The sequence below is a fragment of the Massilia sp. BHUDP2 genome, assembly GCF_046236355.1.
GTDB lineage: Bacteria > Pseudomonadota > Gammaproteobacteria > Burkholderiales > Burkholderiaceae_D > Telluria > Telluria varians.
Window position 1 is genome coordinate 742627 of sequence record NZ_JBJUVW010000003.1, and the last position, 19209, is coordinate 761835.

Here is a 19209-nt window from a genome sequence, read left to right on the forward strand (position 1 = left end):
CCTTTTCCTTGTTGTAGGGGCCCGAAAAGAATAGGCCCGGCTTGCCTGGACGGCAAACGCCGGGCGACGAACGGCCGTTTAACCGGCCCAGGAGGTCAAATCCGGCGACCGGTGAAGTTGCGGCTGCCCTGCTTGAAGCTCAAGGCCTGGCCTTCGAAACTGAGCTCGGCATCGACGTCGCGCGAAAAGAAGCGGGTTTCGCTCAGCGGGAAGATCTCGACCCGGCGCTGGCCGGTCGGCTGTACGAAATAGCGGCTGCCCTCGCGCGTCACCTCGAACACCATGCCCGGCTGGATCTCGTAGCGGCCGGCATGCGCGTCAAAAGCGGCGTCCGCGATCTTCGCCACGATCCGCGGCGCCGGCGCCTCGCCGCTGCGCACGTGGTTCAGCGCCCTGCCGTCCTGGTAGTAGGTCACGCCCGTGACCTTGCCGACAGTGCCACCACCCTCGCGCTGGAACACGAACCAGTCCGCCGTATCCGGCACGAAGAACTCGTTGGCCGACATGGGCTTCAAGACCAGGGGCCCGCGGCCGGCGCGCAGCAAGGACAGGAACTCGCCGTCGCGGCGGAAGACCCGTTGCGTATCCTTGTCGAGGCTGTACACGCCCGCCACCGCGTCCAGGGCCGCGGCATCGAGCGCCACCTCGCGGAATTCCGGCAATGGCTTGCCGATGGCGACGGCGGCCGCCCTGCGCGCCACCACGTCCGGCACCACGGTGCCGGCGTCGCCGTTGGTCAGCACCGCCACGTACACGCCCTTAGCTGGCAGGCGCAGGCCATACGAGCGGAAGCCCCGGGTCGACCCGCTATGGCCGATGGTCGGCTCGCCCTGGATCAGGGTCAGCTCCCAGCCATAGCCGTAGTGGCTGTCCTTGCCGTCGCTCAGGCGGTAAGAGGTGAAGGCGCGCTGCCAGGTGGCCGGCTTGAGCAGCTTCCTGCCCACGGCCGCATCCCATTTCGCCAGGTCGTCCACGGTCGACACCAGTTCGCCGGCGGCATAGGACTGGTTCTTGCCGAGCGGCCGGGCCGGACCAAACCCTTTCTCGAGCGGAGAATGGCCGGCGGCGCTCGGCCACGCGCTGCGCTCGTGGCCTTCGTAGGCGGTGTGGTCCATCCCGAGGGGTACGAAGATGCGCTGCGCCAGGAACTGGTGATAGGGCAGGCCGGAGACCTTCTCGATAATGGCCCCAAGCAGGTAGTAGCCCGAATTGTTGTAGCGCCAGGTGCTGCCCGGCTCGAATTGCAGCGGGTCGTTCTTGAAGGAGGCGATCTGGGCCGCCACCGTGATGTCCTGCGGCGCTCGCTGGGGGAAGCCCGGCTTGCCGGTATAGCTGACGATGCCCGAGGTATGGGTCAGCAGGTGTTCGATGGTAATCTTCTTGCCCTGGGTCGGATAGTCCGGCAGGTATTTGGTGATCTCGTCGTCCAGCGACAGCTTGCCCTCATCCGCCAGCAGCAGGATGCCGGTGGCGGTGAACTGCTTGGTCATCGAACCGATGCGCATGGCCATCTCGGGCGCCATTTTCACGCCCTTGGTCGTGTCGGCCATGCCGTAGGCGCGGCGCAGGACGGTCTGGCCATTCTTGACCACGAGGACGATGCCGCCCGGCGCCTCGGCGGGGAAATAGGGAGCGACGGTCGCGTGCATGCGGAAGGACAGGTCGTCGAGTGCGCGCTTGCTGAGCGGCTTGTCGGGGGTGGAGTCGGCGGCGAAAGCGGCGTGCGGCACGCACAGGAGCAGCGCGGCGGCGCAGATGGCGGTACGGATAAACATGGTCGACATTCCTTTCTTGTTATGGACTGCCGTGACTGTACGTACGGGGCCCACCCTGCCGCAATCAGGAGCCGATCAGTGGTCGTTCGGATGGGTCAAGTGGTGGCTATGCGGGGGCGAACGGGGCCGCCCCGGCAGGCGTCAAGGCAGGCGGGCGGCGAGGAACAGCCAGATCACGGTCATCACAAGGATGCCGGTGATGGTCACGCAGGTACCGGTGAAGAACAGGGCCGACAGCATGGTGGCGGACAGGACGCGCTCGAACAGGAAGCCGAGCGCGAAGTCGAAGGTGGCCAGCACCGACCAGCGCCGCATGTAAACTGGAAGGTACCGGCTCATGCGGCGGTTGTGCTCGCGTGCGGCGTGACGCTCATACAAATTGCGCGCCCTGCTGACGTCGCGGAACAGCCAGTCGAAGAAGAGGAAGCGGTACAGGGTCTGGCCGAAGCGGTCGTCCGCCGGCAAGGTTTGCTGCTGTTCGCGATGGTCTGGAGGGCTTGCCATGGTCGGCTCGAGCTGTCTCAACACACAGGAGGCCATACTAAGCCCAAAACACCCATGCACTCGTGCGCCAGCTAACCGTGCCCCGCAATCTTCATCCCTAGCTCTTGCGCAAACCGGGGTCAGGTCTGACATTTGGACACGACCTCGACCGTGCACGCAGTCCAGAGTAGCGACAATGCAATAAACAAGTAGGCGCCAAGGCAGAGCCTGTGTCCAAATGTCAGACCTGACCCCCATAAGAAAAAAGGCAGCCCGAAGGCTGCCTCTTTGTGCCGCAAACGCGGATGCTGCTTAGCGTCCTTTCGAACGCAGCTTCTGGATCGCCGCCAGCTGCGCGATTGCCGCGGCCATTTCGGCCTGGGCTTTCGCGTAGTCGATCTTCGATTCCTTGTTCAGCATCAGCTCTTCGGCCTGCTTCTTTGCTTCCAGTGCCTTCGCTTCGTCCAGGTCGCCACCGCGGATTGCGGTGTCGGCCAGCACGGTCACGCCGTTCGGCTGCACTTCGAGGATACCGCCTGCGACGAAGACGAACTCTTCGCCGCCGGCAGCCGTCTGGATCCGGACGGCACCTGGCCTGATGCGCGTGATCAGCGGGGTGTGGCGTGGGTAGATACCCAGCTCACCCGCTTCACCCGGCAGCGCGACGAAGGTAGCCAGGCCGGAGAAGATCTGCTCTTCGGCCGAGACCACGTCCACTTGAATGGTGTTTGCCATGTCTGTCCTTCGGGTTAAGAATCTGGCTTAGGCAGCCAGCTTCTTGGCCTTTTCGATTGCTTCCTCGATGGTGCCGACCATGTAGAAGGCCTGCTCCGGCAGGTGGTCCAGTTCGCCCGATGCGATCATCTTGAAGCCCTTGATCGTGTCCTTCAGCGAAACGTACTTGCCCGGCGAGCCGGTGAACACTTCAGCGACGTGGAACGGCTGCGACAGGAAACGCTGCATCTTGCGAGCGCGTGCGACGACCAGCTTGTCTTCCGGCGCCAGTTCGTCCATGCCCAGAATCGCGATGATGTCGCGCAGTTCCTTGTAGCGCTGCAGGGTGCCCTGCACTGCGCGCGCGGTGGCGTAGTGCTCTTCACCGACGACCAGCGGGTCCAGCTGGCGCGAGGTCGAGTCCAGCGGGTCCACTGCCGGGTAGATACCCAGCGAAGCGATGTCACGCGACAGAACGACGGTCGAGTCCAGGTGGGCGAAGGTGGTTGCCGGCGACGGGTCGGTCAAGTCATCCGCAGGGACGTACACGGCCTGGATCGAGGTGATCGAACCGGTCTTGGTCGAGGTAATACGCTCTTGCAGGCGGCCCATTTCTTCGGCCAGGGTCGGCTGGTAGCCCACCGCGGACGGCATACGGCCCAGCAGTGCCGACACTTCGGTACCGGCCAGGGTGTAACGGTAGATGTTGTCGACGAAGAACAGAACGTCCTTGCCTTCGTCACGGAAGGCTTCCGCCATGGTCAGGCCGGTCAGCGCGACGCGCAGACGGTTGCCCGGCGGTTCGTTCATCTGGCCGTAGACCATCGCCACTTTCGAGTTGGTCGGGTTTTCCAGGTCGACGACCTTGGCGTCCGCCATCTCGTGGTAGAAGTCGTTACCTTCACGGGTACGCTCACCCACGCCGGCGAACACGGACAGACCCGAGTGCGCTTTTGCGATGTTGTTGATCAGTTCCATCATGTTGACGGTCTTGCCGACGCCGGCGCCGCCGAACAGGCCGACCTTACCGCCCTTGGCGAACGGGCAGACCAGGTCGATCACCTTGATGCCGGTTTCCAGCAGGTCGGTCGACGGCGACAGCTCGTCGTAGGCCGGCGCATCGCGGTGGATCGATGCCATGCGCTCGTGGCTGACCGGACCGCATTCGTCGATCGGGTTGCCCAGCACGTCCATGATGCGGCCCAGGGTCGGGGTGCCGACCGGAACCATGATCGGGTTGCCGGTGTTCTGGATAATCATGCCGCGACGCAGGCCTTCCGAGCTGCCCAGTGCAATGGTACGGACCACGCCGTCGCCCAGCTGCTGCTGGACTTCCAGGGTCAGTTCCGAACCTTCCATTTTCAGTGCGTCGTACACTTTCGGCATGGCGTTACGCGGGAATTCCACGTCGACCACTGCGCCGATACACTGAACGATTTTGCCATCAGCCATGTTCGTTCCTTCAGATATATAGTTAAATTCTTGTGCTTTGATCGCTTAGACGGCTGCTGCGCCGGAAACGATCTCGGAGAGTTCTTTGGTAATCGCTGCCTGGCGGGTCTTGTTGTAGACCAGCTTCAGGTCGCTGATGACACTACCGGCGTTGTCGCTCGCTGCCTTCATCGCCACCATGCGCGCCGACTGCTCGGACGCCAGGTTCTCGGCGACGGCCTGGTACACCAGCGCTTCCACATAACGCACCAGCAGTTCGTCGATGACGACGGCCGCTTCCGGTTCGTAGATGTAGTCCCAGCTGATACCGCCCTTGTCCGCTTCCATGTGCTTGGCCGGCAGCGGGAGCAGCTGCTCGACCATCGGTTCCTGTTTCATCGTGTTGATGAACTTGGTGTAGCACAGGTAGACAGCGTCGAGCTTGCCTTCCTGGTACGCGTCCAGCATCACCTTGACCGGGCCGATCAGCTTGTCCAGGTGCGGCGTATCGCCGAGCTGGGTCGCTTGCGAAACAACTTTCATGCCCATGCGGTTCAGGAAGCCCAGGCCCTTGTTGCCGATGGCAACTGCCTCGACGGTGTTACCTGCCTGCTCCATCTCGCGCGCCTTCAGCGTCACCTGGCGCAGCACGTTGGTGTTCATGCCGCCGCACAGACCCTTGTCGGTCGTGACGACGATGAAACCCACGGCCTTCGCCTGCACGTGCTTGGCTTGCGCCATGAACGGGTGCGTGTATTCCGGGTTTGCGCCGGCCAGATTGGCGGTGATGGTACGAACCTTGTCACTGTAGGGACGGGCGGCGCGCATACGGTCCTGCGCCTTGCGCATTTTCGATGCGGCGACCATTTCCATCGCCTTGGTGATCTTCTTCGTATTCTCTACGCTCTTGATCTTGCCACGAATCTCTTTGCCTACTGCCATGAGTCCTTACTCCTTCCGCGCACCGGCGCCGCTCTACAGCAGCGCCGGCTTGACGATTAATATGCGCCGGATTTCTTGAAATCAGCAATGGCGGCCGACAGCGCAGCTTCGCCGTCCTTGTCCAGTTGCTTGGTTTCGTCGATCTTCGACAGCAGCGCAGCGTGGCTCGACTTCAGGAAGTTGTGCAGGCCCTGCTCGAACGGCAGGACTTTCTTGACTTCGATGTCGTCCAGGTAGCCCTTGTTGACGGCGAACAGCGATGCGGCCATCAGCGAGGTCGACAGCGGCGAGAACTGCGGCTGCTTCAGCAGTTCGGTCACGCGTGCACCGCGGTCCAGCTGCTTGCGGGTCGATTCGTCCAGGTCCGATGCGAACTGCGCGAACGCAGCCAGTTCACGGTACTGCGCCAGGTCGGTACGGATACCGCCCGACAGGCCCTTGATGACCTTGGTCTGGGCTGCGCCACCGACGCGGGAGACCGAGATACCGGCGTTGATCGCAGGACGGATACCGGCGTTGAACAGCGAGGTCTCCAGGAAGATCTGGCCGTCGGTAATCGAAATCACGTTGGTCGGCACGAATGCCGAGACGTCGCCTGCTTGGGTTTCGATGATCGGCAGTGCGGTCAGCGAACCGGTCTTGCCGGTGACGGCGCCGTTGGTGAACTTCTCGACGTAGTCGGCGTTCACGCGTGCTGCGCGCTCCAGCAGACGGCTGTGCAGGTAGAACACGTCGCCCGGGTAGGCTTCGCGGCCCGGCGGACGGCGCAGCAGCAGCGAGATCTGGCGGTAGGCGACTGCCTGCTTCGACAGGTCGTCGTACACGATCAGCGCGTCTTCGCCGCGGTCGCGGAAGTATTCGCCCATGGCGCAGCCCGAGTAGGCCGAGATGTACTGCATCGCAGCCGATTCCGAAGCGGAAGCGGCGACAACGATGGTGTACTCCATCGCGCCGTGCTGTTCCAGCGAGCGGACGATGTTCTTGATGGTCGAAGCCTTCTGGCCGATTGCGACGTACACGCAGGTGACGCCCTGGCCCTTCTGGTTGATGATCGCGTCGACTGCGACAGCGGACTTACCAGTTTGGCGGTCGCCGATGATCAGCTCACGCTGGCCACGGCCGATCGGCACCATCGCGTCGATCGACTTGATGCCGGTCTGCATCGGCTGCGAGACGGATTCACGGGCGATGACGCCCGGAGCGATCTTTTCGATCGGTGCGGTCAGGGTGGTGGCGATCGGACCCTTGCCGTCGATCGGCTGGCCCAGTGCGTTGACCACGCGGCCACGCAGTTCCGGACCGATCGGCACTTCCAGGATGCGGCCGGTGGTCTTGACGGTGTCGCCTTCCGAGATGTGCTCGTAGGCGCCCAGGATGACGGCGCCGACGGAGTCGCGCTCGAGGTTCATCGCCAGGCCGAAGGTGTTGCCAGGGAATTCCAGCATCTCGCCCTGCATCACGTCCGACAGACCATGGATGCGGCAGATACCGTCGGCGACGGAGATCACCGTGCCTTGATTGCGAACTTCAGCCGAACCTTCCAGACCCTGGATGCGGCTCTTGATCAGTTCGCTGATTTCAGAAGAATTAAGTTGCATGAGTGCTAACTCCAAATGTTTTTGATGCGTAGGGCAAGGGCACTAGCGCCGGCGCGTGCTGCTAGATATCGATCGATTAGGACACCAGCGCAACATGCATCTGTTGCAGCTTGGCGCGTACCGAGGTATCGAGCACTTCGTCGCCGACGACCACGCGCACACCACCGATCAGCGAAGGATCCACTGTTACCGTTGGGTTCAGCTTGCGGCCAAATTTCTTTTCCAGCGTTGCGACCAACTGGGCCAGCTGGTCACCCGAGATCTCGAAGGCGCTGACGATCTCCGCATCGGCGGCACCTTCGTTGGCGTTCTTCAGTACCGCGAACTGGGCGGCGATTTCGGGCAGCAGGGTGATGCGGCCGTTTTCGGCCAGCATCGCGATAAAGTTCTTCGCTTCAGCATTCAGCGGCGACTTGACCAGGGACGCAATCGTGTCGGCCAGCTGGGCGTGCGTGACGTTCGGGTTGCCGGCAAAAGCCTGCACTTCCGGGTTGGCGCCGATCTGGCCCAGCTCGGCAGTGACGGCCGACCAGGCGGCCATGTCGCCCGACTGGGCGACACGGAACAGCGCTTCGGCGTAAGGGCGGGCGACGGTTGCGAGTTCAGCCATGATCAGAGCTCGGTCGACAGTTTCGACAGCAGATCGGCGTGGACCGCTGGGTTCACTTCACGCTTCAGGATCTGCTCGGCGCCTTGCACTGCCAGCGAGGCGACCTGTGCGCGCAGTTCTTCGCGGGCGCGGGTCACTTGCTGCTCGGCGTCGGCCTGGGCGGCAGCGACGATACGGGCGGCTTCTTCGGCAGCGGTTGCCTTGGCTGCGTCGATGATCTGGGCAGCGCGCTTTTCAGCGTCGGCGATGCGCTTCTGGACTTCGTCACGGGCGCCGGCCATTTCGGCCTGCACACGCTTTTCTGCGGCGGCCAGGTCGGCCTTGCCACGGTCAGCGGCGGCCAGGCCATTCGCGATCCTCTCGGCGCGCTCGTCGAGCGCTTTCATCAGTGGCGGCCACACGAATTTCATCGTGAAGCCCGCCAGGATGAAGAAGACCACGAACTGGACAAACAAAGTTGCGTTCAAGTTCACGGTAAATTCCTTCTCACAAAAACGGATGCCGAACCAGGGACGGTTCGGCTCTTCAGATCAAGTCGTGCTTGATTAGCTGAACGGACGTGCGAAGACGAACAGCATGGCGATACCGACGCCGATCAGGAATGCCGCGTCGATCAGACCAGCCAGCAGGAACATCTTGGTCTGCAGGGTGTTCATCAGTTCTGGCTGACGTGCAGAAGCTTCCAGGTATTTACCGCCCATGATTGCGATACCGATGCAAGCACCGATAGCGCCGAGGCCGATGATCAAACCGCAAGCCAGTGCAACAAAAGAAAGGTCAGTCATGTGTAACTCCAAAAGTTAATTTAAAAACTAGATTAAAAACTACAACTTCTTTACAACCACTATCTGTTCGATGCTTGCGGCGCCGATCAGTGGCCTTCATGGGCCTGACCGATATACACCAGCGTCAGCATCATGAAGATGAATGCCTGCAGGAACACGATCAGGATGTGGAAGATCGCCCAGATCGAACCCGCGATGATGTGACCGATCACACCAAATGCGGTGGCCATGGAGCCGAGCAGAGCAATCAAGAGGAACAGCAGCTCACCGGCGTACATGTTGCCGAACAGTCGCATACCGAGCGACACGGTTTTTGCTGCATATTCGATGATGTTCAGGAGCAGGTTGAACGGCGCCATCCAGATGCCGAACGGTGCTGCGAACAGTTCGTGGATCCAGCCGCCCAGGCCCTTGATCTTGACGCTGTAGTACAGCATCAGTGCCAGCACGCCGAGGGAGATACCCAGGGTGCCGTTCAGGTCGGCGGTCGGAACGACGCGGTGGTACGGGAAAATGTTCTCGACACCCAGCAGGCCGAACAGGCCAGCGAACATGTCGACCGGCAGGAAGTCCAGCGAGTTCATGATGGCGACCCACACGAACACGGTCAGGGCCAGCGGCGCGATGAAGCTGCGGTCGCCGTGCACGATCGACTTCGACTGGTCTTCGACCATCTCGACCAGCATCTCGACGGCAGCCTGGAAGCGGCCCGGGACGCCCGAGGTGGCCTTGCGTGCGGCCATCCACATGAACAGGCAGCCGACGACGCCGGCGAAGATCGACCAGAAGATGGTGTCGTAGTTGAAGACACTGAAGTCAACCACGAAGTCCTGGTGCTTGTTCGACAGGTGACCCAGGTGGTGGGTGATGTATTCTGATGGGGTGGGCGCGTGTGCTGCGCCTTCTACGGTTGGAGTCGCCATTGTCAGTGCCTAAATAATAAGATGATGTAACTCTTCAGCGCCACGATGAAGCCGCCGATCAGGGCGAACCAGTTCAGATCGTGGTACAGCTTCGCGACCGCGAACAGAAGCGCGACCGTCAGTGCAATCTTTACAAATTCCCAGATGAAGAATGCTGCAGGACTGGCGCCACCGGCCCGATGGGCGTTGGCGAACAGCCGTACTGCCATGATCCCGTTGGGCACAACACAACACAAACCGCCCAGTACTGCCGAAAACATCGCAGACCATCCCCCCAGTAGAGCGGCGATGACGCCTGCGACTACTGTTGCAATTAATTGCAGGGAGACGATGCGCAACATTTTTGTTCTGGTTTCTCGCCGCGCAATCGGACAGTTACGATGTGGTAATTACATGAATCAGCGGGATTATAAGTGGTTATACGGACGCGAGTCAAACGATTCCGCGCTTATAACTGCTGCGTAAAGATGTGATGGGAGCAACATTGGCATTTCTGTTTTTCCCATATTTTCAGTCACTTAACTGATGAGCCAGTACTGACTTGCGCAGCGCGGCCAGGTCTCCTGCCCACGCGTGCAAACAGTCTCCGCGGTGAGCGAACGTGGCATGCATACGTCAGTTCCGGCGCGGGCTTGACAAGATCGGCGGGCCCGCGCCAAGACACATTTCAGGCCCGCAGGCGGGCCAGCACGCCGTCCAGGATGTCGAGGTCGGCAAAGTCGATGATCAGCTGCCCCTTGCCCTTCGCGCCCATCTTGAACATCACCGGGGTGGCAAGCTTGTCCGACAGCTCCTCTTCCAGGCGCACGATGTCGCCGGGCTTGTCCTTGGCGCGCGCCGGGGTTGCCGGGCTCGACTGCTCCTCGAGCGCACGGGCCACCAGCTTCTCGGTCTCGCGCACCGACAGGCGCTTGGCGATCACCTGGTTGGCCAGGGTGATCTGGTTCGCGCTCTCCACCGCCAGCAGGGCACGGGCATGGCCCATGTCGATGTCGCCGGCCATCAGCATGGTCTGCACCGGCTGGGCCAGGTTGATTAGGCGTAGCAGGTTCGACACCGCGCTGCGCGAACGACCGACGCTGGCTGCCGCCTGCTCATGGGTGAAGTTGAAGTCGTTGATCAAGCGCTGGATGCCCTGCGCTTCTTCGAGCGGGTTCAGGTCTTCGCGCTGGATGTTCTCGATCAGCGCCATGGCCGCGGCCGACTGGTCGTCGACCTCGCGCACCAGCACCGGGATCTCGTCCAGGCCGGCCATCTGGGCGGCGCGGAAGCGGCGCTCGCCGGCGATGATCTCGTACGGAACCGGGGCGCCCTCCTCAAGCGGACGCACCAGCACCGGCTGCATGATGCCCTGGGTCTTGATCGAGGCCGCCAGCTCGCTCAGCGAGGTTTCGTCCATGCGGGTACGCGGCTGGTACTTGCCGGCCTGGATCTGGGTGATCGGCAGCGACGAGGGGGCTTTACTAGGCGCGGGCTGGCTGTCGCCGCCGAGCAGTGCGTCGAGGCCGCGCCCCAAACCTTTGAGTTTTTTGGTTGCCATAGTTATGTCAGCTAGTTTTGTAATCACATGGTCTTGATGCGCTCGACCATCTCAGCGCCGAAGGCGATGTACGCCTGCGCGCCTTTCGAGGACGGGTCGAACACCACGCCCGGCATGCCATACGACGGGGCCTCGGCCAGGCGCACGTTGCGCGGGATGATGGTCTTGAACACCTTGTCGCCGAAGTGCTGCTCGAGCTGGCTCGACACCTGCTGCGACAGCGTCATGCGCGGATCGAACATCACCCGCAGCAGGCCGATGATGCGCAGGTCGGTGTTCAGGTTGGCGTGCACCTTCTTGATCGTGTTGACCAGGTCGGACAGGCCCTCCAGCGCGTAGTACTCGCACTGCATCGGGATGATCACGCCGTGCGCCGCACACAGGCCATTGAGCGTGAGAAGCGACAGCGCCGGCGGGCAGTCGACCAGGATGAAGTCGTAGTCCTTGTCCACCGCCGCCAGCGCCTCCTTCAGGCGGCGCTCGCGGTTCTCGAGCGCCACCATTTCGACTTCGGCGCCGGCCAGCTCGCGGTTGGCCGGCAGCACGTCGAAGCGCCCCGACTCGGAACGCAGGCGCGCCGTGGGCACATCGAGCTCACCCAGCAGCACCTGGTAGATCGAACCTTCGAGCGAGGCCTTGTTGATGCCCGCGCCCATGGTGGCATTGCCCTGCGGGTCGAGGTCGACCAGCAGCACGCGCTGGTCCAGCTTGGCCAGGCCTGCCGCCAGGTTCACACTGGTGGTGGTCTTGCCGACCCCGCCCTTCTGGTTCGCTACGCAAAAAATCTTCGCCATCTATTCTTGTCCGTGGAAGCCAAGGTGGTATATCGTTCATATCGTACAAACAATTTAAACGGTTTGTACTTTATAAACGATATAAACTGTTTATACGGTTTATTTTGTTTACGCCGATCTCTCGACAAATATGAGGTGGCGCTCCGCGCCCAGCCTTGGAACCTGCAATGGCTGTAAACCGCTTATTTTCCATTCCGCCGGTATGCGCTCCTGCTCTTCCGCCGGCGCCGTGCCTTTCAAGGCGATGAATTTCCCGCCCTCGGCCAGCAGATGCCCCGACCAGTTCAGGAAATCCGTGAGGTCGGCAAACGCGCGGGAAGTAATCACGTCGAATTTGTCGCTCACGTCGAGTTCCTGCACCTTCATGGTGTGCACGGTGACGTTGGCCAGCTCGAGTTCCGCTTTCACCTGCTTGAGGAAGGCGGTTTTCTTGTGGACCGTGTCGATCATCGACAATTTCATGCCTGGCCTGCAGATTGCGAGCACCACGCCCGGTAATCCGCCCCCTGCCCCGACGTCCAGCACATTGCGGGCGTCCGTAAAGGCCGGCACCGCCGCGAGCGAATCGAGCAGGTGGTGAGTCACCATCTGCATCGGGTCGCGCAGCGAGGTCAGGTTGTAGACGCTGTTCCACTTGTTCATCAGCGCCAGGTAATCGAGCAGCTTGTCCTGCTGTGCTGCCGATACGTCGAGATGCATGTCCTTGATGCCGTCAGCCAGCACCTGCGCCAGTGCGGCGCGGTCGAAATATTTCATTCAGCCTGCTCCGCCGGCGCGTTGGTAAAGCCCTTGGCGCCGCGCTTTTTCAGGTGCACCAGCAGCAGCGAGATCGCCGCCGGGGTGACGCCCGAGATGCGCGAAGCCTGGCCCAGGGTTTCCGGACGCTGCTTGTCGAGCTTCTGGCGCACCTCGAAGGACAGGGCCTGGATGTCCAGGTAGTTCAGGTTTTCCGGCAGCTTCAGGTTCTCGTAGTGGTCGTGACGCTCGACTTCGCGCGCCTGGCGGTCGATGTAGCCGGCGTACTTCAGCTGGATCTCGATCTGTTCCTTCACCGCCGGGTCTTCCACGCCAGGGCCGGCCAGCGCCTGGCCTTCGACCCCGGTCATGCTCATCAGGATGTCGTACTGCACGCCCGGGCGGCGCAGTAGGTCGGCCAGGTTGTACTCGCGTTCGATCGCCTGTCCCACCACGCGCTCGGATTCGGCCGCGGCCAGGATGCGCGGGTTGACCCAGGTCGAGCGCAGGCGCTCGAGCTCGCGGGCCACCGATTCGCGCTTGTTCTCGAAGGCGGCCCATTGGGCATCGCCGACGATGCCGAGCTTGCGGCCGATCTCGGTCAGGCGCATGTCGGCATTGTCCTCGCGCAGGGACAGGCGGTATTCGGCGCGGCTGGTGAACATGCGGTAAGGCTCGGCCACGCCCTGGGTGGTGAGGTCGTCGACCAGCACGCCGAGGTAGGCTTCCGAGCGGCCCGGCGTCCAGGCATCCTTGCCCTGGGTCTGCAGCGCGGCGTTCAAGCCGGCCAGCAGGCCTTGCGCGGCCGCTTCTTCATAGCCAGTGGTGCCGTTGATCTGGCCGGCAAAGAACAGGCCCTTGATCGCCCTGGTTTCCAGCGAGGCCTTCAGGCCGCGCGGATCGTAGTAGTCGTACTCGATCGCATAGCCGGGGCGCAGGATGAAAGCGTTCTCCATGCCGCGCATCGAGCGCACCAGTTCCAGCTGCACGTCGAACGGCAGGCTGGTCGAGATCCCGTTCGGGTAGAACTCGTTGGTCGTCAAGCCTTCCGGTTCCAGGAAGATCTGGTGCGACTCTTTCGAAGCAAAACGGTGGATCTTGTCTTCGATCGAGGGGCAGTAGCGCGGGCCCACGCCCTCGATCACGCCGGTGTACATCGGGCTGCGATCCAGGCCGTTGCGGATGATCTCGTGGGTCTTCTCGTTGGTATGGGTCACCCAGCACGGCACCTGGCGCGGGTGCATGGCGGCATTGCCCATGACCGAGAACACCGGCACCGGATCGAGGTCGCCCGGCTGTTCCGACAAGACCGAGAAGTCGATGCTGCGGCCGTCGATGCGCGGTGGCGTGCCGGTTTTCAGGCGGCCCTGCGGCAGCTTGAGTTCTTTCAGGCGGCTCGACAGCGAGACGGCGGGGGGATCGCCAGCGCGGCCGCCCGAGTAGTTCTGCAGGCCGACGTGGATCTTCCCGTCCAGGAAAGTACCGGCGGTGAGGACCACGGCGCGGGCACGGAACTTCAGTCCGACCTGGGTGACGGCGCCGACCACGCGGTCGCCTTCCAGCATCAGGTCTTCCACGGCTTGCTGGAACAGCCACAGGTTCGGCTGGTTTTCCAGGCGCGAGCGGATCGCCTGCTTATACAACATGCGGTCGGCCTGGGCACGGGTGGCGCGCACGGCCGGGCCCTTGGACGAGTTCAGGATGCGGAACTGGATGCCCGACTCGTCGGTGGCGATCGCCATGGCGCCGCCGAGGGCGTCGACTTCCTTGACGAGGTGGCCCTTGCCGATGCCGCCAATCGATGGGTTGCACGACATGGCGCCGAGGGTTTCGATGTTGTGGGTCAGCAGCAGGGTCTTCTGACCCGTGCGCGCGGACGCAAGTGCGGCCTCGGTACCGGCATGGCCGCCGCCGACGACGATGACGTCGAATTCAGTAGGAAATAGCATGATGGAGAGTGAGGCGAGGAGTCTAATGCGCGATTATAGATTCTTTTTTCTTGCGGAAGCTTTTAGGGGGCTGAAAACGACAGATTTTGTTTCACGTGGAACATTTAGCCGGGCCATCGCCCGAGTGTTTCACGTGGAACAAAAAACAAAAAAGCCGGGCGAACCCGGCTTTGCTGTTTCACGTGGAACAATCACCAACCGATCTTGATGAAGGCATCGTAAGCGGTTTTCAGGATCAGTCCCGACACGACAACCAGGAACAGCTTGCGCACAAACCCGCTGCCATGCTTCAGCGCCAGCCTGGTGCCGATCAGCGAACCGGCGACCTGGCACGCCGCCATCATCAAGCCGAGCTGCCACAGCAAATGGCCGCTGTAGCCGAACCACAGCAGGGCCGAGAAGTTACAGGCGACGTTAACGATCTTCGCCGCTGCGGACGCGCTCAGGAAATCGAAGCCGAAGAAGCGCACGAACAGGAAGATCAGGAAGCTGCCGGTGCCTGGACCGAAGAAACCGTCATAGAAGCCGATCGCGGCGCCGATGCCGATGGCCCAGTAGCGCTCCGCGAGTCCGCTGTGCACCGGTGCATGCACCGAACCGAGGTCCTTCTTCTTGAAGGTGTAGACGGCCACCGCCACCAGGATGATCGGCAGCAGCGTACGTACAAAATCCGCCGGCACCCGCGTCACGGTCCAGGCGCCGGCGAAGGACAGCGCGAAGGCCGCCAGCGCAGCCGGCGCGGCGGTGCTCCACGCCACTCTCACCCGCCGCGCGTAATTCACGGCGGCGGCACTGGTGCCGAAGATGCTGGCGAACTTGTTGGTTCCCAGCAGCGTCGCGGGAACCTCTTTCGGCAGGACGGAGAAAATTGCGGGAATCTGGATCAGGCCGCCGCCGCCGACGACGGCATCGACCAGCCCGGCGGTGAAGGCAGCAACGCCGAGCCAAGCAAAATCAATCATGGGGAAAACGTGGAGGAATGCAGAGGCTGCATTGTACGGCAGTGGAATGGGAATGGATGGGGTAAGCTTGTCCGATAAAAACACAGGAGACACGCCATGACCGCCTTCGCCTTCAGCACCGTCCCCAGCATCCTGTCCGAACCGGGCCTGACGCACCGTCTCGGCGCGATCATCGCGGAGCGCTTCCCGCAGGTCCGCTGCCCCTTCATCGTCACCGATGCCGGCTTCCTGCGCACCGGCCTGCTCGCACTGCCAATGCTCAGCCTGGAGCAGGAAAGCATGAGGCCCGCGGTCTTCTCCGCCGTGGTCGCGGACCCGCCCGAGGCAGTGGTTCTGGACGCGGTCGAAGCGGCACGCCGCCATGAAGCAGACCTTGTCATCGGTTTCGGCGGCGGCAGTTCGATGGATGTGGCCAAGCTCGTTGCGGTCCTGGCCGGCTCGCGGCAGCCAATCGGCGAGATCTATGGCATCGGCAAAGTCAGCGCTCATCGCCTGCCCCTGGTGCAGGTGCCGACCACGGCCGGCACCGGATCGGAGGTGACCAATATCGCCATCGTCACCACCGGCGCCACCACCAAGAGCGGGATCGTCGCGCCCCAGCTGTACGCCGACCTCGCCATCCTCGATGCGGCCTTGACCCTGGGGCTGCCGCCGACGGTCACGGCCACGACCGGCATCGATGCGATGGTGCATGCCATCGAGGCCTACACGAGCAGGCACAAGAAGAATCCGCTGTCCGATGCGCTGGCCCGCGAAGCGTTGTCGCTGCTGTCGCGCAACCTGCTGCGCGCCTGCGAGCAGGGCAGCGACATCGGCGCGCGACAGGCCATGCTGCTCGGCGCCTGCCTGGCAGGCCAGGCCTTTTCGAACGCACCAGTCGCCGCCGTACATGCGCTGGCTTACCCGATCGGAGGCATTTTCCACGTGCCGCATGGCCTGTCGAATTCGCTCGTCCTTCCGCACGTGCTGCGCTTTAACCTGCCTCAGGCGAGCCGGCTGTATGCCGAACTGGCGGGCATCGTCGTGCCCCATGCGAGCGGCAGTGAGGAAGCCCGAGCGGAAGCACTCATTGTTGCGACGCAACAAATAGCTAAGATGACGGGGATCGAAACGAGCTTGCGCCAGGTCGGCATTACGGAAGCCGACCTCGAGTGTCTGGCCGACGAGGCCATGCTGCAAACCAGACTGCTCGGCAACAACCCACGGGAAGTCACGCGCGCCGATGCGCGTGCCATCTACGCCGCTGCTTTATGAACTCCGCAGGAAGTCGAGCAGCAGGGCGTTGAGGCGCTCCGTCGCCGACAGTTGCATCCAGTGCCCCGCCCCGCTCAGGCGCTCGTAGCGAAATCCCGCGCGGCAGTGGTGAACCGAATCCAACATCTGCTTCTCTCCCAGCGCCGGGTCGCGGTCGCTCCAGACGCCCATCACCGGCACTTCGACCGGACGCCAGTGGTGCGGCCTGCCCAGCTTGAGGTTGGCGCGGTAGTAGTTCAGCGCCGCCGTCAGGCGCCCTTCCGGCTCCAGCGCGGCCCGCCAGATTGCGACCTGTTCCGGACGGCGCGTCATCTGGCGCAGGAAGAACCAGTCGTTGGCGCGGATCGCGTGTTCGGCCACCACCGGCATCAGAAAGCCCAGGATGTACCAGAAGCGCATCTGCTGGGTGACGCCGGCATTGGCGATCGCCGCCGGGTGTCCGGTGGACAGGGCGACGAAACGCTCGAAGCGCTGCGGCGCATTCATGCACAGCTGCCAGCCGACCAGCCCGCCCCAGTCGTGGCCCACGAGCGAGGCTTTGTCCAGGCCGAGCTGGTCCATCAGGCCGAGGATGTCGGCGCACAGGAATTCGATGGCGTAGGCGCCGGTAGCGGGCGGCGCGTCGGTCTTGCCGTAGCCGCGCATGTCGGGCGCGATGACCCGGAAACCTTTGGCAGCCAGCGCCGGGACCTGGAGCCGCCAGATCGCATGGGTGTCCGGAAAGCCGTGCATCAGGATCACGGCCGGGCCTTCGCCCGCGCTGACGTAATGCATGCGCAGGCCGTGTACGTCGACGTAATGGGATTCCAGCTTCATGTCCGCTCCGCGTGCAATGGGCAGCCGCCCTTCCCTACGTGGCGACCTTGCGGCCACGCTCGAGCAGCGCACCCAGTTCCCCAACGATACCACGACGGAACAATAGAACACAGACAATGAAGATCAGGCCCGTCACCATGCCCACCGACTCGCCGAGCGTCCCGAACCACGCCACGCCCGACTGTTCCGCCAGCCAGCTGCCGACGTCGCCCAGCTTGTTCTCCAGCGCGATGACGAGGAAGGCGCCGAGGATGGGCCCGGCCAGGGTTCCCATGCCGCCCACGAGCGTCATCAGGACCACCAGCCCCGACATGGTCCAGTGCACGTCGGTCAGCGTCTCGAAGCCCAGCACCACCGTCTTGGTGGCGCCCGCAAGCCCTGCCAAGCTTGCCGAGAGCACGAAGGCCAGCAGCTTGTAGCGGTCCACCTCGTAGCCCAGCGACACGGCGCGTGCCTCGTTTTCCTTGATCGCCTTGAGCACCTGGCCGAAGGGCGACCGGACGATACGAACGATGAGCAGGAAGCCGGCCACGGCGATCGCCAGCACCAGGTAGTACATCGCCAGGTCGTTCGACAGGTCCAGCAGGCCGAACAAGCGCCCGCGCGGCACGCCCTGCAACCCATCCTCGCCGTGGGTAAAGGGGGAACGCAGGGCCGCGAAATAGACCATCTGGGCCAGCGCCAGCGTGATCATCGAAAAGTAGATGCCTTGCCGGCGGATCGCCAGCGCGCCGATCACCAGGCCCAGTAGGCTCGAGGCAGCCACGCCCAGCACGATGCCGAGCTCGGTCGGCAGCCCCACCACCGCCAGCAGGTGTCCGGTGACGTAGCCGGCGCTGCCGAAAAAAGCGGCATGGCCGAAGGAGAGCAGCCCGGTAAATCCGATCAGGAGGTTGAAGGCGCAGGCGAACAGGGCGAAGCACAGCAGCTTCATCAGGAACACCGGATAGGCCAGGAAGGGCGCGGCCAGGAACAGCGCCAGCGCGAGGAGGTAAGCGATCTTCTTGTTCATCTCATCGTTCCTTGCCAAACAGTCCGGCCGGACGCAGCAGCAGGACGATCACCATCACGACGAACACCACCACTTCCGAGCCTTCCGGATAGAACACGCGGGTCAGGCCTTCGATCACGCCGAGGGCCAGGCCGGTCAGGATCGCGCCGAGGATCGAGCCCATGCCCCCGATGACGACCACCGCGAAGACGACGATGATCAGGTTCGAGCCCATCAGCGGCGTGACGTTGATGACCGGCGCCGCCAGCACGCCCGCGAAGCCGGCCAGCGCCACGCCGAAGCCATAGGTGAGCGTGACCATCAGCGCCACGTTGATGCCGAAGGCCTCGACCAGCTTCGGGTTCTCGGTACCGGCGCGCAGGTAGGCCCCCAGACGGGTCTTTTCGATCACGAACCAGGTGGACAGGCACACGCACAGCGAGGCGGCGACGACCCAGGCGCGGTAGTTCGGCAGGACCATGAAGCCGAGGTCGGTGGCCCCGGCCAGCTGTTCCGGCACGTCCAGGGTCTGGCCCGACACCCCGAAGAAGGAGCGGAACACGCCTTCCAGCAGCAGCGTAATGCCGAAGGTCAGCAGCAGGCCGTAGAGGTGGTCGAGCCGGTACAGCCAGCGCAGCATCGTGCGCTCGACCAGGATGCCGAACAGGCCGACCAGCAGCGGGGCGACCAGCAGCATCACCCAGTAGTTCAGGCCGAAACTGGTGACGCCGATGTAGGCGGCGAAGGCGCCCATCATGTACAGCGCACCATGCGAGAAGTTGATGACGTTCAGCAGGCCGAAGATGACGGCCAGGCCCAGCGAGAGCATGGCGTAGAAGGAGCCGTTGACCAGGCCGAGCAGGAGCTGGCTCAGCAGGGCCTGGAGGGGGATGCCCAGGATCTCCAT

The 19209-nt window shown here is 63.0% G+C and carries 21 protein-coding genes; 2 read left to right on the top strand and 19 right to left on the bottom strand.

Translation table 11 applies throughout. The annotated features are described in order from the left end of the window. Window positions 1-95: 95 nt before the first annotated feature. From ACK6C6_RS20090 to mnmG, 15 genes are all read right to left on the bottom strand, one after another. Window positions 96-1775, bottom strand: a complete 1680-nt coding sequence (locus tag ACK6C6_RS20090; protein ID WP_409268936.1) for a serine hydrolase — start codon at window positions 1773-1775, stop codon at window positions 96-98. Window positions 1776-1916: 141 nt separating this feature from the next. Further along, window positions 1917-2279 carry a hypothetical protein gene (locus ACK6C6_RS20095; RefSeq protein ID WP_051997044.1) on the bottom strand — a complete coding sequence of 121 codons (363 nt, stop codon included), beginning with the start codon at window positions 2277-2279 and terminating at the stop codon, window positions 1917-1919. 291 nt (window positions 2280-2570) lie between these two features. Further along, on the bottom strand, window positions 2571-2993 hold the full coding sequence (locus ACK6C6_RS20100) for a F0F1 ATP synthase subunit epsilon (protein ID WP_036216819.1): 423 nt from the start codon (window positions 2991-2993) through the stop codon (window positions 2571-2573). Between the two features lie 27 nt (window positions 2994-3020). Then, on the bottom strand, window positions 3021-4424 hold the full coding sequence (gene atpD / locus ACK6C6_RS20105; protein ID WP_027864640.1) for a F0F1 ATP synthase subunit beta: 1404 nt from the start codon (window positions 4422-4424) through the stop codon (window positions 3021-3023). 45 nt (window positions 4425-4469) lie between these two features. Beyond that, a complete protein-coding gene (gene atpG / locus ACK6C6_RS20110; protein WP_027864641.1) occupies window positions 4470-5345 on the bottom strand; it encodes a F0F1 ATP synthase subunit gamma in 876 nt (291 codons plus the stop codon). Between the two features lie 56 nt (window positions 5346-5401). Then, on the bottom strand, window positions 5402-6943 hold the full coding sequence (gene atpA, locus ACK6C6_RS20115) for a F0F1 ATP synthase subunit alpha (RefSeq protein WP_036216821.1): 1542 nt from the start codon (window positions 6941-6943) through the stop codon (window positions 5402-5404). A gap of 76 nt (window positions 6944-7019) precedes the next feature. Continuing rightward, window positions 7020-7553 carry a F0F1 ATP synthase subunit delta gene (locus tag ACK6C6_RS20120; protein ID WP_409268938.1) on the bottom strand — a complete coding sequence of 178 codons (534 nt, stop codon included), beginning with the start codon at window positions 7551-7553 and terminating at the stop codon, window positions 7020-7022. A gap of 2 nt (window positions 7554-7555) precedes the next feature. Beyond that, window positions 7556-8026 (bottom strand): F0F1 ATP synthase subunit B, encoded by a 471-nt coding sequence (locus tag ACK6C6_RS20125; protein ID WP_209589399.1) that lies wholly within the window; start codon window positions 8024-8026, stop codon window positions 7556-7558. Between the two features lie 72 nt (window positions 8027-8098). Continuing rightward, window positions 8099-8338, bottom strand: a complete 240-nt coding sequence (gene atpE / locus ACK6C6_RS20130; protein ID WP_056340707.1) for a F0F1 ATP synthase subunit C — start codon at window positions 8336-8338, stop codon at window positions 8099-8101. Window positions 8339-8424: 86 nt separating this feature from the next. Continuing rightward, a complete protein-coding gene (gene atpB / locus ACK6C6_RS20135) occupies window positions 8425-9261 on the bottom strand; it encodes a F0F1 ATP synthase subunit A (RefSeq protein ID WP_209589397.1) in 837 nt (278 codons plus the stop codon). Window positions 9262-9263: 2 nt separating this feature from the next. Beyond that, window positions 9264-9602 (bottom strand): ATP synthase subunit I, encoded by a 339-nt coding sequence (locus tag ACK6C6_RS20140; protein WP_209589396.1) that lies wholly within the window; start codon window positions 9600-9602, stop codon window positions 9264-9266. Window positions 9603-9928: 326 nt separating this feature from the next. After that, a complete protein-coding gene (locus ACK6C6_RS20145; protein WP_209589395.1) occupies window positions 9929-10801 on the bottom strand; it encodes a ParB/RepB/Spo0J family partition protein in 873 nt (290 codons plus the stop codon). A 23-nt stretch (window positions 10802-10824) separates the two neighbouring features. Next, window positions 10825-11595 carry a ParA family protein gene (locus ACK6C6_RS20150; RefSeq protein WP_027864649.1) on the bottom strand — a complete coding sequence of 257 codons (771 nt, stop codon included), beginning with the start codon at window positions 11593-11595 and terminating at the stop codon, window positions 10825-10827. 108 nt (window positions 11596-11703) lie between these two features. Then, entirely contained in the window at window positions 11704-12351 is a 648-nt protein-coding gene (gene rsmG, locus ACK6C6_RS20155) for a 16S rRNA (guanine(527)-N(7))-methyltransferase RsmG (protein WP_409268942.1), read from the bottom strand. Next, complete coding sequence (gene mnmG, locus ACK6C6_RS20160) at window positions 12348-14279, bottom strand: tRNA uridine-5-carboxymethylaminomethyl(34) synthesis enzyme MnmG (protein WP_409268944.1); 1932 nt, start codon at window positions 14277-14279, stop codon at window positions 12348-12350. The genes rsmG and mnmG overlap by 4 nt, the downstream gene beginning before the upstream one ends. On the opposite strand from mnmG, the gene ACK6C6_RS20165 reads away from it, so the two are divergent. Then, a complete protein-coding gene (locus ACK6C6_RS20165; protein WP_409268946.1) occupies window positions 14278-14487 on the top strand; it encodes a hypothetical protein in 210 nt (69 codons plus the stop codon). The genes mnmG and ACK6C6_RS20165 overlap by 2 nt on opposite strands. Here the strand turns inward: ACK6C6_RS20165 and ACK6C6_RS20170 are convergent. Beyond that, the gene (locus tag ACK6C6_RS20170; RefSeq protein ID WP_409268947.1) at window positions 14471-15241 is read right to left on the bottom strand and encodes a sulfite exporter TauE/SafE family protein; all 771 of its coding nucleotides are present in this window, start codon (window positions 15239-15241) and stop codon (window positions 14471-14473) included. The genes ACK6C6_RS20165 and ACK6C6_RS20170 overlap by 17 nt on opposite strands. A gap of 96 nt (window positions 15242-15337) precedes the next feature. On the opposite strand from ACK6C6_RS20170, the gene ACK6C6_RS20175 reads away from it, so the two are divergent. Further along, window positions 15338-16495, top strand: a complete 1158-nt coding sequence (locus ACK6C6_RS20175) for an iron-containing alcohol dehydrogenase (protein WP_409268949.1) — start codon at window positions 15338-15340, stop codon at window positions 16493-16495. On the opposite strand, the gene ACK6C6_RS20180 is transcribed toward ACK6C6_RS20175, so the two are convergent. From ACK6C6_RS20180 to ACK6C6_RS20190, 3 genes are read right to left on the bottom strand one after another with little or no spacing between them, the layout of a single operon-like run. After that, entirely contained in the window at window positions 16490-17311 is an 822-nt protein-coding gene (locus ACK6C6_RS20180) for an alpha/beta fold hydrolase (RefSeq protein ID WP_409268950.1), read from the bottom strand. The two genes, ACK6C6_RS20175 and ACK6C6_RS20180, sit on opposite strands and share 6 nt — an antisense overlap. Before the next feature lie 34 nt (window positions 17312-17345). After that, window positions 17346-18323: a branched-chain amino acid ABC transporter permease gene (locus ACK6C6_RS20185; RefSeq protein WP_409268952.1), complete on the bottom strand. Its 978-nt coding sequence runs from the start codon at window positions 18321-18323 to the stop codon at window positions 17346-17348. Between the two features lies 1 nt (window position 18324). Continuing rightward, window positions 18325-19209, bottom strand: a complete 885-nt coding sequence (locus ACK6C6_RS20190) for a branched-chain amino acid ABC transporter permease (RefSeq protein WP_409268953.1) — start codon at window positions 19207-19209, stop codon at window positions 18325-18327.

Coding starts and splice junctions, on each gene's coding strand:
- ACK6C6_RS20090 (WP_409268936.1), bottom strand. CDS start 1,775: ATGTTTATCCGTACCGCCATCTGCGCCGCCGCGCTGCTCCTGTGCGTG.
- ACK6C6_RS20095 (WP_051997044.1), bottom strand. CDS start 2,279: ATGGCAAGCCCTCCAGACCATCGCGAACAGCAGCAAACCTTGCCGGCG.
- ACK6C6_RS20100 (WP_036216819.1), bottom strand. CDS start 2,993: ATGGCAAACACCATTCAAGTGGACGTGGTCTCGGCCGAAGAGCAGATC.
- atpD (WP_027864640.1), bottom strand. CDS start 4,424: ATGGCTGATGGCAAAATCGTTCAGTGTATCGGCGCAGTGGTCGACGTG.
- atpG (WP_027864641.1), bottom strand. CDS start 5,345: ATGGCAGTAGGCAAAGAGATTCGTGGCAAGATCAAGAGCGTAGAGAAT.
- atpA (WP_036216821.1), bottom strand. CDS start 6,943: ATGCAACTTAATTCTTCTGAAATCAGCGAACTGATCAAGAGCCGCATC.
- ACK6C6_RS20120 (WP_409268938.1), bottom strand. CDS start 7,553: ATGGCTGAACTCGCAACCGTCGCCCGCCCTTACGCCGAAGCGCTGTTC.
- atpE (WP_056340707.1), bottom strand. CDS start 8,338: ATGACTGACCTTTCTTTTGTTGCACTGGCTTGCGGTTTGATCATCGGC.
- atpB (WP_209589397.1), bottom strand. CDS start 9,261: ATGGCGACTCCAACCGTAGAAGGCGCAGCACACGCGCCCACCCCATCA.
- ACK6C6_RS20140 (WP_209589396.1), bottom strand. CDS start 9,602: ATGTTGCGCATCGTCTCCCTGCAATTAATTGCAACAGTAGTCGCAGGC.
- ACK6C6_RS20145 (WP_209589395.1), bottom strand. CDS start 10,801: ATGGCAACCAAAAAACTCAAAGGTTTGGGGCGCGGCCTCGACGCACTG.
- ACK6C6_RS20150 (WP_027864649.1), bottom strand. CDS start 11,595: ATGGCGAAGATTTTTTGCGTAGCGAACCAGAAGGGCGGGGTCGGCAAG.
- rsmG (WP_409268942.1), bottom strand. CDS start 12,351: ATGAAATATTTCGACCGCGCCGCACTGGCGCAGGTGCTGGCTGACGGC.
- ACK6C6_RS20165 (WP_409268946.1), top strand. CDS start 14,278: ATGATGGAGAGTGAGGCGAGGAGTCTAATGCGCGATTATAGATTCTTT.
- mnmG (WP_409268944.1), bottom strand. CDS start 14,279: ATGCTATTTCCTACTGAATTCGACGTCATCGTCGTCGGCGGCGGCCAT.
- ACK6C6_RS20170 (WP_409268947.1), bottom strand. CDS start 15,241: ATGATTGATTTTGCTTGGCTCGGCGTTGCTGCCTTCACCGCCGGGCTG.
- ACK6C6_RS20175 (WP_409268949.1), top strand. CDS start 15,338: ATGACCGCCTTCGCCTTCAGCACCGTCCCCAGCATCCTGTCCGAACCG.
- ACK6C6_RS20180 (WP_409268950.1), bottom strand. CDS start 17,311: ATGAAGCTGGAATCCCATTACGTCGACGTACACGGCCTGCGCATGCAT.
- ACK6C6_RS20185 (WP_409268952.1), bottom strand. CDS start 18,323: ATGAACAAGAAGATCGCTTACCTCCTCGCGCTGGCGCTGTTCCTGGCC.
- ACK6C6_RS20190 (WP_409268953.1), bottom strand. CDS start 19,209: ATGGAGATCCTGGGCATCCCCCTCCAGGCCCTGCTGAGCCAGCTCCTG.